The organism is Pseudomonas sp. BE134 (assembly GCF_031456105.1).
Classification (GTDB): domain Bacteria; phylum Pseudomonadota; class Gammaproteobacteria; order Pseudomonadales; family Pseudomonadaceae; genus Aquipseudomonas.
In genome coordinates this window covers 159,457-175,169 of sequence record NZ_JAVDUA010000003.1, presented here as the reverse complement: position 1 = coordinate 175,169, position 15,713 = coordinate 159,457, and the positions used below count along the sequence as shown (strand labels likewise).

The 15,713-nt window shown below is 58.3% G+C and carries 13 protein-coding genes; 6 read left to right on the top strand and 7 right to left on the bottom strand.

Annotation, left to right across the window (positions count from 1 at the left end):
• Positions 1-199: 199 nt before the first annotated feature.
• The gene (locus J2Y56_RS04375; protein ID WP_007949009.1) at positions 200-2,650 is read right to left on the bottom strand and encodes a glycogen/starch/alpha-glucan phosphorylase; all 2,451 of its coding nucleotides are present in this window, start codon (positions 2,648-2,650) and stop codon (positions 200-202) included.
• 259 nt (positions 2,651-2,909) lie between these two features.
• On the opposite strand from J2Y56_RS04375, the gene J2Y56_RS04370 reads away from it, so the two are divergent.
• Positions 2,910-3,350 (top strand): YkgJ family cysteine cluster protein, encoded by a 441-nt coding sequence (locus J2Y56_RS04370; RefSeq protein ID WP_085984721.1) that lies wholly within the window; start codon positions 2,910-2,912, stop codon positions 3,348-3,350.
• 254 nt (positions 3,351-3,604) lie between these two features.
• On the opposite strand, the gene typA is transcribed toward J2Y56_RS04370, so the two are convergent.
• Together typA and thiI are read right to left on the bottom strand one after the other, a co-directional pair.
• Positions 3,605-5,425: a translational GTPase TypA gene (gene typA, locus J2Y56_RS04365; RefSeq protein ID WP_007949013.1), complete on the bottom strand. Its 1,821-nt coding sequence runs from the start codon at positions 5,423-5,425 to the stop codon at positions 3,605-3,607.
• 138 nt (positions 5,426-5,563) lie between these two features.
• A complete protein-coding gene (thiI, locus tag J2Y56_RS04360) occupies positions 5,564-7,018 on the bottom strand; it encodes a tRNA uracil 4-sulfurtransferase ThiI (RefSeq protein ID WP_007949015.1) in 1,455 nt (484 codons plus the stop codon).
• A gap of 330 nt (positions 7,019-7,348) precedes the next feature.
• Between thiI and glnA the strand changes: the two genes are divergently transcribed.
• The 4 genes from glnA (at position 7,349) to ntrC (ending at position 12,504) form a co-directional block, all read left to right on the top strand.
• A complete protein-coding gene (glnA, locus tag J2Y56_RS04355) occupies positions 7,349-8,755 on the top strand; it encodes a type I glutamate--ammonia ligase (protein ID WP_007949016.1) in 1,407 nt (468 codons plus the stop codon).
• A gap of 297 nt (positions 8,756-9,052) precedes the next feature.
• On the top strand, positions 9,053-9,568 hold the full coding sequence (locus tag J2Y56_RS04350; RefSeq protein WP_310348834.1) for a DUF4124 domain-containing protein: 516 nt from the start codon (positions 9,053-9,055) through the stop codon (positions 9,566-9,568).
• 417 nt (positions 9,569-9,985) lie between these two features.
• A complete protein-coding gene (gene glnL, locus J2Y56_RS04345; RefSeq protein WP_007949019.1) occupies positions 9,986-11,071 on the top strand; it encodes a nitrogen regulation protein NR(II) in 1,086 nt (361 codons plus the stop codon).
• Positions 11,068-12,504 carry a nitrogen regulation protein NR(I) gene (gene ntrC / locus J2Y56_RS04340; RefSeq protein ID WP_007949021.1) on the top strand — a complete coding sequence of 479 codons (1,437 nt, stop codon included), beginning with the start codon at positions 11,068-11,070 and terminating at the stop codon, positions 12,502-12,504. Before glnL ends, ntrC begins: the two co-directional genes overlap by 4 nt.
• A gap of 582 nt (positions 12,505-13,086) precedes the next feature.
• On the opposite strand, the gene J2Y56_RS04335 is transcribed toward ntrC, so the two are convergent.
• A complete protein-coding gene (locus J2Y56_RS04335) occupies positions 13,087-13,527 on the bottom strand; it encodes a hypothetical protein (RefSeq protein ID WP_310348831.1) in 441 nt (146 codons plus the stop codon).
• On the opposite strand from J2Y56_RS04335, the gene J2Y56_RS04330 reads away from it, so the two are divergent.
• Positions 13,526-13,981: a tRNA (cytidine(34)-2'-O)-methyltransferase gene (locus J2Y56_RS04330; RefSeq protein WP_007949025.1), complete on the top strand. Its 456-nt coding sequence runs from the start codon at positions 13,526-13,528 to the stop codon at positions 13,979-13,981. The two genes, J2Y56_RS04335 and J2Y56_RS04330, sit on opposite strands and share 2 nt — an antisense overlap.
• 130 nt (positions 13,982-14,111) lie before the next feature.
• Here the strand turns inward: J2Y56_RS04330 and secB are convergent, their stop codons facing one another.
• From secB to J2Y56_RS04315, 3 genes are read right to left on the bottom strand one after another with little or no spacing between them, the layout of a single operon-like run.
• Positions 14,112-14,597 carry a protein-export chaperone SecB gene (gene secB / locus J2Y56_RS04325; protein WP_007949026.1) on the bottom strand — a complete coding sequence of 162 codons (486 nt, stop codon included), beginning with the start codon at positions 14,595-14,597 and terminating at the stop codon, positions 14,112-14,114.
• A 41-nt stretch (positions 14,598-14,638) separates the two neighbouring features.
• A complete protein-coding gene (gene grxC / locus J2Y56_RS04320) occupies positions 14,639-14,893 on the bottom strand; it encodes a glutaredoxin 3 (RefSeq protein WP_008149430.1) in 255 nt (84 codons plus the stop codon).
• Position 14,894: 1 nt separating this feature from the next.
• Positions 14,895-15,308, bottom strand: coding sequence for a rhodanese-like domain-containing protein (locus tag J2Y56_RS04315; RefSeq protein WP_007949029.1), 414 nt, complete (start codon positions 15,306-15,308; stop codon positions 14,895-14,897).
• Between the last annotated feature and the right edge of the window lie 405 nt (positions 15,309-15,713).

Below are 15,713 nucleotides of genomic sequence, written 5' to 3'. Positions count from 1 at the left end.
AACCACACAAACCTGTGGGAGCGAGCCTGCTCGCGATAGCGGACTGACATTCAGAATCAATATTGAATGTCAGTCCGCTATCGCGAGCAGGCTCGCTCCCACAATGGATCGCCAAGGCATGCTATCCGGTGTAACCGCTGCTTAGTATATCGGCCAGTCCCGACACCCGCCGGGCCGTGCATGCAATTATTGCGAAAAGTTACTCCAGTGCTTTCCAGATATCCGTGGCGTACTCGCGAATGGTCCGGTCTGAAGAGAACCAACCCATCCGCGACGTGTTCAACACCGCCGAGCGCCACCACTCCTTGGAATCGTGCCAATGGGCTTCGACGCGCATCTGCGCATTCCAGTAAGCGTCAAAATCGGCGCAGACCAGGAAGCGATCGTAGTCCACCAGCGAATCAATCAGCCCGGTGTAACGGGACGGATCATCCGGGGAGAACACCCCGCCGCGAATCGCTTGCAGCACGTCATTGAGTCGATGGGACGCCGCGATGTCCGGTGTCGCATTGAACTCGTGGTTCTGTTTGCGCGCCTCGACCTGCTGCGCACTGAGACCGAAGATGAACATGTGTTCGACGCCAATGCGCTCGGACATTTCTACGTTGGCCCCGTCCAGGGTGCCGATGGTCAGTGCGCCGTTGAGGCCGAACTTCATGTTACTGGTGCCGGAAGCCTCGAAGCCTGCGGTGGAAATCTGTTCCGACAAATCCGCCGCCGGAATAATGCTCTCCGCCAGACTGACGTTGTAGTTGGGCAGGAACACCACTTTGAGCAAGCCGCGCACAGTCGGGTCGTTGTTCACCACCCGGGCAATGTCGTTGGTCAATTTGATGATCAGCTTGGCCTGGTGATAACTGGCGGCGGCCTTGCCGGCAAAGATCTTCACCCGCGGCACCCAGTCGATTTCCGGTTCGGCTCGAATTGCCTGATACAACGCGACGGTGTGCATAAGATTGAGCAACTGGCGTTTGTATTCGTGGATCCGTTTGACCTGCACGTCGAACATCGCCGCCGGGTTGACCGCCACCCCCAGCCGCTCGTGAATCAGGTAGGCCAAGGCTTTCTTGCTGTGCAGCCGCTGTTCGGCGAATGCCTTGCGGAACGCAGCTTTTTCGGCGAACGGTTCCAGGTCGAGCAAGCGCTCTTCGGGGTTATCCAGCAAATCAGGCCCGAGGGCATCGACCATCATCGACGTCAGTTCGGGGTTAGCCTGGTAGAGCCAGCGGCGGAAGGTGATGCCGTTGGTCTTGTTGTTGATCCGGTCGGGGTAAAGCTTGTGCAGTTCGGAGAACACGGTTTTGCGCATCAGCTGCGTGTGCAGCCCGGACACGCCGTTGACGCTGTGGGAGCCGAGGAACGCGAGGTTGCCCATGCGCACACGGCGACCGTTGTCTTCTTCGATCAGCGATACAGCGCGCAATACGTCAAAGTCATGAATGCCTTTGGCGCGCAGGGAGTCGATGTGTTGGGCGTTGATGAGGTAAATGATCTGCATGTGCCGCGGCAACATCCGCTCCATCAAACCGACCGGCCAGGTTTCCAGCGCTTCGGGCAATAGCGTGTGGTTGGTGTACGACAGCGTGTCAACGGTGACTTGCCACGCCGCATCCCACGCCACGTCGTAGACATCGACCAGCTGGCGCATCAATTCAGCCACGGCAATCGAGGGGTGAGTGTCGTTGAGCTGAATCGCCGCGTGGTCGCCCAGGGTCAGCACCGAGGTGTGCATGTTTCGATGGCGGCGCAGCAAATCCTGCAAGGACGCGGCGACGAAGAAGTATTCCTGGCGCAGGCGCAGTTCCTGGCCGGCTTCGGTGCTGTCCGCTGGATAAAGCACGCGGGAAATACTTTCGGCGCGAGCCACTTCCGCTACCGCACCCAAGTGGTCACCGGCGTTGAAGCGCTCCAGGTGCAAATCTTCCATCGCCCGGGCACGCCAAAGACGCAGTGTGTTGACGCTCGCCCCGCGCCAGCCGACCACCGGGGTGTCGTAAGCAATCGCACGCACCGTTTCCACCGGGGTCCAGACTTGCTTGGATTTACCGTTTTCATCGATGACGGTTTCAACGCCGCCGCCGAAGCCGATAGGGTAAACGACCTCCGCCCGTTCAAATTCCCACGGGTTGCCGAAATCCAGCCAGTGTTCGGTCTGCTCCTGCTGCCATCCATCGACAATGGCCTGGCGGAACAAACCGTGCTCATAGCGAATGCCGTAGCCGTGACCGGCAATGCCGAGGGTCGACATGCTTTCCATGAAGCACGCCGCCAGACGACCGAGGCCGCCGTTGCCCAGGGCCGCGTCGGGCTCCAGCAGGCGAATGCGTTCGAGGTCGACGCCAAGCTCGGTCAGCGCTGCACGGGCGACGTCGAGCAGGCCAAGGTTGCTCAGGCTGTCGTAGAGCAGCCGGCCGATGAGGAATTCCAGGGAAAGGTAATAAACCCGCTTCTGCCCTTTGCGGTAGATCTGCCGGGTGTGATCCATCCAGTGCTCGACCATGTGATCACGTGCCGCCAGGGCGATGGCTTCGAACCAGTCGTGGTCGAAGGCGTGATCCGGGTCTTTACCCACCGCGTAGGTGAGTTTGGTCAAGACGGCGTCGCGGAATGCGGCCACCTCTGCTTCGCGAACAAGTGGTTCTTGAGTCATCGATAAGACCTCGAGCGAGCGTGGAGTTGTTGAGCCTAGACGGTCTGACAGACGGTGGGAGCTCGGGTTCGGCAGTTTTTCCTGATAGTGCGAGATAGGTCGGCATTACATTGTCGTGTGCCTGAATCAATGCAGGGGGCGTGCCGGATTAACGGTGCTATTGAGGTGCTACAGAAAAAATCTGGCGAAAGGTTGTTCAAAAATCCACCAGTCCCGGTATGATCGCGCGCCCTGATGCACGTGCTGGTAACAACCGATGATGAAACCCAACCTGATCGCCGCCGCTGAGATCGATCGCCTCGATACCTGGGCCAAGTACTCTGCGCCGATGTGCGGTTCCTGCGTGTCCAGCTGCTGCACGCTGCCGGTCGAGGTCAAGATCAAGGACCTGATCCGTATCGGCATCGTCGACGAATTCGAGCGCGGCGAGCCGGCGAAGAACATCGCCAAGCGCCTGCAGAAGGAAGGGATCGTCGAGCGTTACAGTCAGAAGACCGAAATCTTCACCCTCCAGCGCATGAGCAACAACGATTGCCTCTATCTGGATCGTAAGAGCCGCCTGTGCACTATTTATGAAAAGCGCCCGGACACTTGCCGCAACCACCCGAAAATCGGACCGCGGCCGGGGTATTGCGCGTACAAGCCGAAGGAAGTGGCGCGTGAGACCAGCGCCAGCCGCCGGCCGCTCGAGAAGTTCTAACCCCCCATCAATCCCCCGTAGCAGCTGTCGAGCCCCAGCGAGGCTGCGTTCGGCTGCGAAGCAGTCGTTAAACCATGCGCCACGGTGATTCCTGGGGACTACATTCACAGAATTTACGACTGCTGCGCAGTCGAACGCAGCCTCGCTGGGGCTCGACAGCTGCTACAGAGGCGAAAGAGTTGCTACAGCCAGACAAACAAAAACGCCCCCGACCTTGCGGTCGGGGGCGTTTTTTTATCAGCTAACTAAATGACTTAGTTACCGGACTTCTTCGCAGCGCGGGTACGCTCGCTTTCGCCCAGGATCTTCTTGCGAAGACGGATGGACTTAGGAGTGACTTCACACAGTTCGTCTTCCTGTACGAACTCCAGAGCTTGCTCCAGAGTGAACTTGACAGGCGGAACCAGTGCGATGGTTTCGTCTTTACCCGAAGCACGCATGTTGTCGAGCTTCTTGCCTTTAGTCGGGTTGACACCCAGGTCGTTGTCGCGGCTGTTCAAGCCAACGATTTGACCTTCGTAGATGTCCTGGCCGTGTTCTACGAACAGCTTGCCACGCGCCTGCAGGGTTTCCAGCGAGTAAGTCAGAGCCTTACCGGTAGCAACCGATACCAGCACGCCGTTCTGACGGCCGGACATGTCGCCGGACTTCATCACGTCGTAACGATCGAAGATCGAAGTCAGGATGCCGCCACCGGAGGTCAGGGTCAGGAACTCGTTACGGAAACCGATCAAGCCACGAGCCGGGATGTTGTACTCAAGGCGCACACGGCCCTTGCCATCCGGAACCATGTTGGTCAGGTCGCCTTTACGCAGGCCCATTTGCTCCATGATCGCGCCCTGGGATTCTTCCGGCAGGTCGATGGTCACGTTTTCGTACGGTTCGTGCTTGACGCCGTCAACCATACGGATGATCACTTCAGGACGACCAACACCCATTTCGAAGCCTTCGCGACGCATGGTTTCGATCAGTACCGAGAGGTGCAGCTCACCACGGCCGGAGACTTTGAACTTGTCAGCCGAGTCGCCTTCTTCAACGCGCAGAGCAACGTTGTACAGCAGCTCTTTGTCCAGACGTTCCTTGATGTTACGGCTGGTCACGAACTTGCCTTCACGGCCGCAGAACGGCGAGTCGTTAACCTGGAAGGTCATCGAAACGGTTGGTTCGTCAACGGTCAGCGGCTTCATCGCTTCGACGTTCAGTGGGTCGCACAGAGTGTCAGAGATGAACAGCTGGTCGAAGCCGCTGACGCAGACGATGTCGCCGGCCGCTGCTTCTTCAACGTCGATGCGGTGCAGACCGTGGTGACCCATCAGCTTCAGGATACGACCGTTACGGCGCTTGCCGTCGGCGTCGATCGCTACTACCGGGGTGTTCGGCTTGACGCGACCACGAGCGATACGGCCAACGCCGATAACACCCAGGAAGCTGTTGTAGTCCAGAGCGGAGATTTGCATCTGGAACGGACCGTCACGGTCGACTTTCGGCGCAGGTACGTCGTCGACGATCGACTGGTACAGCGGGGTCATGTCTTCAGCCATGGCAGTGTGGTCCAGACCGGCAATACCGTTCAGGGCCGAGGCGTAGACGACTTTGAAGTCCAGCTGTTCTTCGGTAGCACCGAGGTTGTCGAACAGGTCGAAGATCTGGTCCAGAACCCAGTCCGGACGCGCGCCTGGACGGTCAACCTTGTTGATGACCACGATTGGACGCAGGCCGGCTTCGAAAGCCTTCTTGGTCACGAAACGGGTTTGCGGCATAGGGCCGTCTTGAGCGTCAACCAGCAGCAGAACGGAGTCAACCATCGACATTACGCGTTCAACTTCGCCGCCGAAGTCGGCGTGGCCCGGGGTGTCCACGATGTTGATGTGGTAGCCGTTCCAGTTGATGGCGGTGTTTTTCGCCAGAATGGTAATACCGCGCTCTTTCTCCTGGTCGTTGGAGTCCATCACGCGCTCGTCGTTGAGCTCGTTGCGCTCCAGGGTGCCGGATTGACGCAAGAGTTTGTCTACCAGGGTGGTTTTACCATGGTCAACGTGAGCAATGATGGCGATGTTGCGTAGATTTTCGATCACTTGTGTATCTCGATCAGAGGATTCGGTGTGCTGACAAGTCTTGGCAGCGATTACAGTAGAGTCAGGCCTTGCCGTTACAGCTTGACGGCAGAGTCGGGGGGCCGGTGACGCAGGCCACAGGCATACAGCCCCGGGCTCTTAGCTCGGTCGATAAACGCGCACATTGGCATGCCCCTCACTGAGCAAATGGTGGGCATGCAGGCGACTCATCACGCCTTTGTCGCAATACAGCAGGTACTGGCGAGTAGGGTCCAGTTCCTTGAAACGAGCGTTCAATGCATAGAAAGGCATCGCTTGTACCTCGATACCAGCCAGGGCCAGCGGATCATCTTCAGCGGCATCCGGGTGACGGATGTCGATGATGATTTGCCCCGCCAGCGCTTCGCTGACTTCTTCAATCTGCAAGTCCTGGCCCAATTCGTCGATGACGCGATCGATCGGTACCAGTTTGGCGTTCTCGAGCGCACGCTCAAGGACCGCCATGTCGAATTCTTTCTCTTCGTGCTCCACCCGGTGGCGCTTGGCAGCCGTCTTCGGATTGACCGAGATGACCCCGCAGTATTCCGGCATGTGCTTGGCGAAGTCGGCCGTCCCGATTTCGTTGGCCAGATCGATGATGTCCTGCTTGTGACTGGCAATCAGCGGACGCAAGACCAGCTTGTCGGTCACGCAGTCGATCACGGACAGGTTCGGCAACGTCTGGCTCGACACCTGGGAAATCGCTTCACCGGTGACCAGCGCTTCGATTTGCAACCGATCAGCAATACGGGAAGCAGCGCGCAACATCATACGCTTCAAAACTACGCCCATATGACTGTTATCGACTTTCCCGAGAATTTCTCCCAGAACTTCCTCGAACGGCACACTGACAAATAACACGCGCTGAGAGCTTCCGTACTTCTTCCAGATGAAGTGCGCGACTTCCATGACGCCCAGTTCGTGGGCCCTTCCGCCCAGATTGAAGAAGCAGAAATGGCTCATCAGGCCACGGCGCATGATCTGGTACGCCGCCACGGTGGAATCGAAGCCGCCGGACATCAGTACAAGCGTCTGTTCCAGTGCACCCAGCGGATAACCGCCAATGCCGTTGTGCTGACTATGGATCACGAACAACCGTTGGTCGCGAACTTCGATTCGGACTTCGATTTCAGGTTTTTTCAGGTCAATCCCGGCGGCACCGCACTGACGGCGCAACTGGCTGCCGACGTATTTCTCAATATCTATCGAGCTAAATGGGTGCTTGCCGGCGCGTTTGCACCGCACCGAGAAAATCTTGCCGGCCAGTGCATCACCGTAGTGCTGCTTGCACTTTTCAACGATGTCATCGAAATCACCCAGCGGGTATTCGTCGATCTGCAGGAAGTGCGCGACGCCCGGCATGCAGCTCAGGCGCTCGCCCATCTCCTTCAGGGCTTTGGGCTCGCTGACGCGGGTTTCCAGTTCGAGATTGTCCCACACACCGTTCACCACCACGGCCGGGTCCAGATCGCGGAGCACGGTGCGGATGTTTTTGGCCAATTGGCGGATGAAACGCATCCGTACCGGGCGGCTCTTGATGGTGATCTCGGGAAAGACTTTTACGATTAGTTTCATGAAAACAGCGCGCGCTGGGCCAGCCGAAAAAGGGGGGCGCGGATTATAGCGGAAATTGCTCAAGGTTTAACCAGTTAATATGCAGAAGGTTTTTCGCGCACCAAAACAGGTCGTTTGCAGATTTTTGCGCCACATTGTAGGGCGCGATTTTCCGTCTAATGACCGTCTGTACCTTTATAAGCGTGAAAATGGGGCAAAAAACCCATGGTGGGGCACTGGCATGCAATTTGCTCCCTTGTGAGGCAGGTTGCCTTGGCAGAGTATTCGCGCCGGCATCACCCACATTCCAAGGGCATCCACTACTAAGCCCGAAGCCACCCGGAGGACACTATGTCGAAGTCGGTTCAACTCATCAAAGATCATGACGTCAAATGGATTGATCTGCGCTTCACGGACACCAAAGGCACTCAGCACCACGTGACCATGCCGGCTCGCGACGCGCTGGATGAAGCTTTCTTCGAAGAAGGCAAAATGTTCGACGGTTCCTCCATCGCCGGCTGGAAAGGCATCGAAGCCTCCGACATGATCCTGCTGCCGGACGACAGCACTGCCGTCCTCGACCCGTTCACCGAAGACCCAACGCTGATTCTGGTCTGCAACGTGATCGACCCTTCGACCATGCAAGGCTATGACCGTGACCCACGCGCCATCGCCCACCGCGCCGAGGAATACCTGAAGTCGACCGGTATCGGCGACACCGTATTCGTAGGTCCGGAGCCTGAGTTCTTCATCTTCGATCAAGTGAAGTTCAAGTCCGACATCTCTGGCTCGATGTTCAAAATCTTCTCCGAACAAGGTTCGTGGATGTCCGACCAGGACATCGAAGGCGGCAACCATGGTCACCGTCCAGGTATCAAAGGCGGTTACTTCCCGGTTCCACCGTTCGACCACGACCACGAAATCCGTACCTCCATGTGCAACGCCATGGAAGAAATGGGCCTGACCATCGAAGTTCACCACCACGAAGTGGCGACTGCCGGCCAGAACGAAATCGGTGTGAAGTTCAACACCCTGGTTGCCAAGGCTGACGAAGTTCAGACCCTGAAGTACTGCGTACACAACGTTGCAGTTGCTTACGGCCGCACCGCGACTTTCATGCCTAAGCCTCTGTATGGCGACAACGGTTCGGGTATGCACGTTCACCTGTCCATCGCCAAAGATGGCAAGAACACCTTCGCTGGCGAAGGCTATGCCGGCCTGTCCGACACCGCTCTGTACTTCATCGGCGGCATCATCAAGCACGGTAAGGCACTGAACGGCTTCACCAACCCGTCGACCAACTCCTACAAGCGTCTGGTCCCAGGTTTCGAAGCTCCAGTAATGCTGGCCTACTCGGCTCGCAACCGTTCCGCTTCGATCCGCATTCCTTACGTGTCCAGCCCTCGCGCTCGCCGTATCGAAGCTCGCTTCCCGGATCCAGCAGCTAACCCGTACCTGGGCTTCGCTGCACTGTTGATGGCTGGCCTGGACGGCATCCAGAACAAGATCCACCCTGGCGACGCAGCTGACAAAAACCTGTACGACCTGCCGCCTGAAGAGGCGAAAGAGATCCCACAAGTTTGCGGCAGCCTGAAAGAAGCCCTGGAAGAGCTGGACAAAGGTCGTGCGTTCCTGACCAAAGGCGGCGTTTTCAGCGACGACTTCATCGACGCTTACATCGCCCTGAAAAGCGAAGAAGAAATCAAGGTTCGTACCTTCGTACACCCACTGGAATATGAGCTGTACTACAGCTGCTGATCCGGTAGCGCTGCGGCACGCGGCGTGACAAAAAAGAGGCCTTCTTCGGAAGGCCTTTTTTGTGCCCGCGATTTAACGACCAATGAAGAACCCTGTGGGAGCGAGCCTGCTCGCGAAAGCGGTTTCTCATTCAAAATGAATGTTACTGACACACCGCCTTCGCGAGCAGGCTCGCTCCCACAGGGGTTTTGTGGTGTTTGGGGGAATTTGTAAATCATGCCGAAATGTTAACGGCTTGGGTCAATCACCTCCCCTGACCTATGCTGCACCCCAACGCTTTTGTTTCCGGTCGATGTTATGGGTCGTGGTTTTCTTTTGATGTGGTTGCTGATCGCCCTGCCCGCCGCAGCGCAGATCTATAAATACACTGACGCCGATGGCAATACCGCCTACAGCAATCAACCCCCCGATGGTGTGCCGGCACAGCCGGTTGAGTTGCCGCCGCTGAATAGCGTGCAACCCCGGCCTACTCCCGCCCCCTCCTTCGAAAGCCCCCGTCATGAGCCGCCGCACAGCGACTACGAGCTGCTGCAGCTGACTGGCCTGCCCACCGGGGAAGCCCTGCGCGCCAATAACGGCAGCTTCACCGTCAGCGTCCTGATCAAGCCTCGCTTACAAGCGCCGCACCTCTTGCGGTTGCTGCTGGATGACCAACCGTACGGGCAGTCGAGCAATGTGCCCATCCTGCAACTGGTAAACATCGACCGTGGCGAGCACAGCCTGGCGGTGCAGGTGATCGAAGGCGAGAACGTTCTTCAGCAAAGTCCGCGCGTAACGTTCACCTTACAAAGGGTGCATAAGCCAGTCCGTTGAAATCCTCGACGAACAGGACCGCACCGTCGAACGCACGGCCAATCAGCCATTCCACATGTTGAGCACATCCCTCGCGCAAAAGCGCCAGGTCAAACCCTGCGCCCTCGCCGACTACGGACAACGACCGGGATGCCCGCTCACCGACAAGCCGGAAGAGGAAAAAAATCCTTTCTTGCGTTTGTTCTAACGCCGTTCAGCTTTGCGCCCTATATTGGTGCGATAGGTTGCACCGTACCCATATCACAACCCATTTTGGTTCGAAAGTACCCGCGAAAGCTGGCAGAACGTCACGCAAACGAGCGTAAAACGCCCGTTTAAGGCCTTTAACGCTTCTTTTCGGAGCCTTGGTTTGGTTTTTGCATTTTCCCAGCATCAGCGCTTGGTTCTTGCGCGCGCCCTGCTCCAAAAGAGGTCCTGATGACCATCAATGACGCACTGCATCGACTACTACTGGACAACCTGACCACTGCCACCATCCTGCTCGATGCCGAACTGCGCCTTGAGTACATGAACCCGGCGGCAGAGATGTTGCTGGCCATCAGCGGACAGCGCAGCCATGGGCAGTTCATCAGCGAGCTGTTCACCGAGTCCACCGAAGCATTGAATTCCCTGCGTCAGGCGGTCGAGCAGGCACATCCGTTCACCAAGCGCGAAGCGATGCTCACCGCCCTCACCGGCCAGACCCTGACCGTCGACTACGCGGTAACGCCGATCCTGGTCAACGGCGGCACGATGCTGTTGCTGGAAGTCCACCCCCGTGACCGCTTGCTGCGGATCACCAAGGAAGAGGCACAATTGTCGAAGCAGGAGACCAGCAAGATGCTGGTGCGCGGTCTCGCCCACGAAATCAAGAATCCGCTGGGCGGGATTCGCGGCGCCGCACAATTGCTCGCCCGCGAACTGCCGGAAGAAAGCCTGCGCGATTACACCAACGTGATCATTGAAGAAGCCGATCGCTTGCGAAACCTCGTCGACCGCATGCTCGGCTCGAACAAGTTGCCGTCGCTGGCCATGTGTAACATCCACGAGGTACTGGAGCGTGTCTGCCAACTGGTGTCAGCGGAAAGCCAGGGCTGCATCACCTTGGTGCGCGACTACGACCCCAGCATTCCTGACGTGTTGATCGACCGCGAACAAATGATTCAGGCGGTGCTCAACATCGTGCGCAACGCGATGCAGGCCATCAGCAGCCAAAACGAACTGCGCCTGGGTCGCATCAGCCTGCGTACCCGCGCCATGCGCCAATTCACCATCGGCCACGTGCGCCATCGCCTGGTGACCAAGATCGAAATCATCGACAACGGTCCGGGCATTCCTGCAGAACTCCAGGAAACCATTTTCTTTCCAATGGTCAGCGGTCGTCCGGACGGTACCGGGCTGGGCCTGGCCATTACCCAGAACATCATCAGCCAGCACCAGGGCTTGATCGAATGTGACAGCCACCCAGGCCACACCACTTTCTCGATCTTTCTGCCCCTGGAACAAGGAGCCACATCGACATGAGCCGTAGTGAAACCGTGTGGATCGTCGATGACGACCGTTCTATCCGTTGGGTCCTGGAAAAAGCCTTGCAACAGGAAGGCATGACCACGCAAAGCTTCGACAGCGCCGATGGCGTGATGAGCCGCCTGGCGCGCCAGCAACCAGACGTGATCATCTCTGACATCCGCATGCCGGGCGCCAGCGGCCTGGAGCTTCTGGCACGGATTCGCGAACAGCACCCGAGGCTGCCGGTCATCATCATGACGGCTCACTCCGACCTGGACAGCGCTGTCGCGTCCTATCAGGGTGGCGCGTTTGAATACCTGCCCAAGCCATTCGATGTCGATGAAGCGGTCTCCCTGGTCAAACGCGCCAACCAGCACGCCCAGGAACAGCAGGGCCTGGAAGTCCCGGTCGCCCTGACCCGCACCCCGGAAATCATCGGTGAAGCACCGGCGATGCAGGAAGTGTTTCGCGCCATCGGGCGCTTGAGCCACTCCAACATTACCGTGCTGATCAATGGCGAATCCGGGACCGGCAAAGAGCTGGTGGCCCACGCCCTGCACCGTCACAGCCCACGAGCAGCCTCGCCGTTCATCGCACTGAATATGGCGGCGATTCCAAAAGATCTAATGGAGTCCGAACTGTTCGGCCATGAGAAAGGCGCGTTCACCGGCGCGGCCAACCTGCGTCGCGGGCGTTTCGAACAGGCTGACGGCGGCACGCTGTTCCTCGACGAAATCGGCGACATGCCGGCCGATACACAAACCCGCTTGCTGCGGGTATTGGCTGACGGCGAGTTCTATCGCGTTGGCGGTCATGTGCCGGTGAAGGTCGATGTGCGAATCATCGCTGCAACGCACCAGAACCTGGAAACCCTGGTACACGCCGGAAAATTCCGCGAAGACTTGTTCCACCGCCTCAACGTGATCCGCATCCACATCCCACGGCTGTCGGACCGTCGCGAAGACATTCCGACCCTGGCCAAGCACTTCCTTGCCCGTGCCGCGCAGGAACTGGCGGTCGAGCCGAAGTTGCTGAAAAGCGAAACCGAGGAATACCTGAAGAACCTGCCGTGGGGCGGCAACGTGCGCCAGCTGGAGAACACGTGCCGCTGGATCACGGTGATGGCTTCGGGTCGCGAAGTGCACATCAGCGACCTGCCGCCAGAGCTGCTGAGCCTGCCGCAGGATTCGGCCCCGGTAACCAACTGGGAGCAAGCGCTGCGCCAGTGGGCCGATCAAGCATTGGCACGTGGCCAGTCGAGCCTGCTGGACAGCGCGGTGCCGGCTTTTGAGCGGATCATGATCGAGACTGCGCTCAAACACACCGCCGGCCGCCGCCGCGATGCTGCGGTCTTGCTGGGTTGGGGGCGTAATACCTTGACGCGCAAGATCAAGGAATTGGGGATGAAGGTGGATGGCGGGGATGATGAGGAGGGGGATGAGAGCTAAGCAGACTTGATCGTTCCCACGCTCCCGCGTGGGAATGCCTCAATGGACGCTCTGCGTCCGCTTCAACTGGGGACGCGGAGCGTCCCGGGCTGCGTTCCCACGCAGAGCGTGGGAACGATCAAACTGAACCACCGCTTTCGCGAGCAGGCTCGCTCCTACATTTCGAGCTCTGTGCACCGCAGCAATGCACCGTGAACCGCAATCGCGCACAAAAGCACATTCAAAACCCCGCCTGTATTCGCAATCGAAACCCTAATGAAAAAACACGAAAGCCCCGAAATACGGGGCTTCTGGCGTTTGAAAGCAACTTTCTGTACCAATTTGTTAAAACCTGGCACGCCCCCTGCAATAGTCCATTCAGTGATTCAGTTCACTACCCGGTTTCGGGGACCTTGGTACAGGCAGGCCGGGGATTCCCCTCTTTACATCGGGCTCACACCGCTGACGCGACGAGCCCACCCTGTTTTGGGGCCCTTGATACAGGCAGGTCAGGGGTTCCTTCTTTACACCGGGCTCACGACGCAATGCGTGAGCCCCGCCGTTTTGGGAGCCTTGGTACAGGCAGGCCGGGGATTCCCTCTTTTATTGCTCTCGGAGATGGATCTCCAGCCGCCAGCGGTCATCGACCTCACTACCGGCCCATTCGCCCTGCAGCGGCCGGGCCGCTACCACCGACAGCAACAACCCCCCATCACTCAAACGCACCCGCCAGTTGACTGTTTTGTCGCTGAGCTTGAGCTGGCCGTTCTGCGCCTTGCCTTCGGCCTCGAACAGCAACGCGAGGCTACCGTCCACGAACTCGCCATGGTTCTTGGGTTCATTGTTGAACCACACCACCAGCCCGTCGCTGGTGACGTCGACCTGCTGCAAGACAGTCGGGTCGGGCGCGGTCAGGCGACCGATCATCAGCCCCACCATCATCCCGACAATTGCCAATGAACCGAGCACGCGCGGGAATAGTTTCGAACGCGGGTCCTTTGGCGGCGTAGAATGCCCGTCATCTTTACCTTCGGAGCCGTGCATGTTTCACGTCATCCTTTTTCAACCAGAAATTCCGCCGAATACCGGCAACGTTATCAGGCTGTGCGCCAACAGTGGCTGCCACCTGCATTTGATCGAGCCGCTGGGCTTCGAGATGGACGACAAGCGCCTGCGCCGGGCCGGCCTCGACTACCACGAGTATGCCACCCTGCAACGCCACGCCGATCTCGCCAGTTGCCTGGAGAGCCTTGGCCATCCTCGCTTGTTCGCCTTCACCACCAAGGGCTCGCGACCGTTCCACGATGCCAGTTTCGCCGAGGGTGACGCCTTCCTGTTCGGCCCGGAAAGCCGAGGCCTGCCGGCAGAAGTGCTCGACGCCCTGCCCGGCGAACAACGCCTGCGCTTGCCGATGCGTGAAGGCTGCCGCAGCCTGAACCTGTCGAACACCGTCGCAGTTGCCGTGTACGAAGGCTGGCGCCAGCTCGGTTTTAAATAACACCGCATAACAAATGTGGGAGCGAGCCTGCTCGCGAAAGCGGTGTGTCAGACGACATTGATGTCATCTGACACTCCCAATCGCGAGCAGGCTCGCTCCCACATTGAAATTGCTTTGGTGCTTCTAACGCTTACTGAACGGTCGGAGTCTCGCCAGCCGCCTGCATGCGTTGCAGTTCTTGTGCGTACAGCGCGTCGAAGTTCACCGGGGCCAGCATCAGGGCCGGGAACGAGCCGCGGGTGACCAGGCTGTCCAGGGTTTCGCGAGCGTACGGGAACAGGATGTTCGGGCAGAACGCACCGAGGGTGTGGCTCATCGAGGCATCGTCCAGATTCTTGATCAGGAAGATCCCGGCCTGTTGCACTTCAGCGATGAATGCCACTTCGTCACCGTTTTTCACGGTCACGGACAAGGTCAGCACGACTTCATGGAAGTCGCCTTCCAGGGCCTTTTGACGGGTGTTCAGATCCAGGCCCACGCTCGGTTCCCACTGCTGGCGGAAAATCGCCGGGCTTTTCGGGGCTTCGAAGGACAAGTCACGTACGTAGATGCGCTGCAAGGAGAATTGCGGTGCGGTTTCTTCTTCGCTAGCTGCAGTGTTCTGTTGGTCAGTCATCTCAGATCCTTTCTGATCTTGGGGTCTTATAGGGAAGGTATTCAGGCCTTGAGCATCGCGTCGAGCTTACCGGCGCGCTCAAGGGCAAACAAATCATCACAACCACCCACGTGGGTGCTGCCGATCCAGATCTGTGGCACGGACGTACGTCCGGCTTTCTGAGCCATGGCGGCGCGCACCTGCGGCTTGCCATCGACCTTGATCTCTTCGAAGGCCACGCCTTTGTTTTCGAGCAAGTACTTGGCTCGCGAACAGTAAGGGCAGTAATCGCTGGAATAGACGACGACGTTGCTCATATCACTTCACCAGCGGCAGGTTGTCGCCTTTCCAGCTGGAAATACCACCGGCGAGCTTGGCGGCGGTGAAGCCGGATTTCATCAGTTCGCGCGCATGCGTACCGGCGGTCTGGCCCATGGCGTCGACCAGGATGATGGTCTTGGCCTTGTGCTTTTCCAGTTCGCCGACCCGAGCGGTCAGTTTGTCGTGAGGAATATTCAACGCGCCAACAATGTGACCGGCGGCGAAGTCCTTGGTCGAACGAATGTCGATCACGACGCCTGCGTCCTTGTTGACCAGCCCGGTCAGTTCACCGGTACTCAGGCTACGGCCGCCGCCTTGCATTTGATAGGCAATCAGCGCCGCCAGCAGTACGACGAAGATACCGACAAGAATGTAGTGGTTAGTGGCAAATTCAATCAGGTGAGCAACCATCGAAGGAGGTTCCAGGGCGTTAAAATGTCGGCCAGTATACACAGCCACTATGGTGGGCCAAACCCCGTCCGGCGGTGACGTGGCCGGAACTTAGCTGTAGGACGTGTTGACCCTCAATTGCGAGTCGCGCCGCGCCCCGTAAATCGCAAGACTAGGCATGAGGAGTGAGGTTTGGCGTTTCAAATGAACGACGAATAACGACGGATTGCGCTTTACGGGGCGTGGCCCTCCGGGTTTGCCCTGTGAGCGCGCCATGCTGCGTTGCGGGACTCGGCAAGGAAACAACCCTTACCCACGTCCCGCGCCTTGCCTGGCACGCTCACAGGGCAAACGCGACTCGCAATTGAGGGTCAACACGTCCTAAACTTGCCACTCCCTTTTTAATCGCCCTCTTTTAACTCAGCC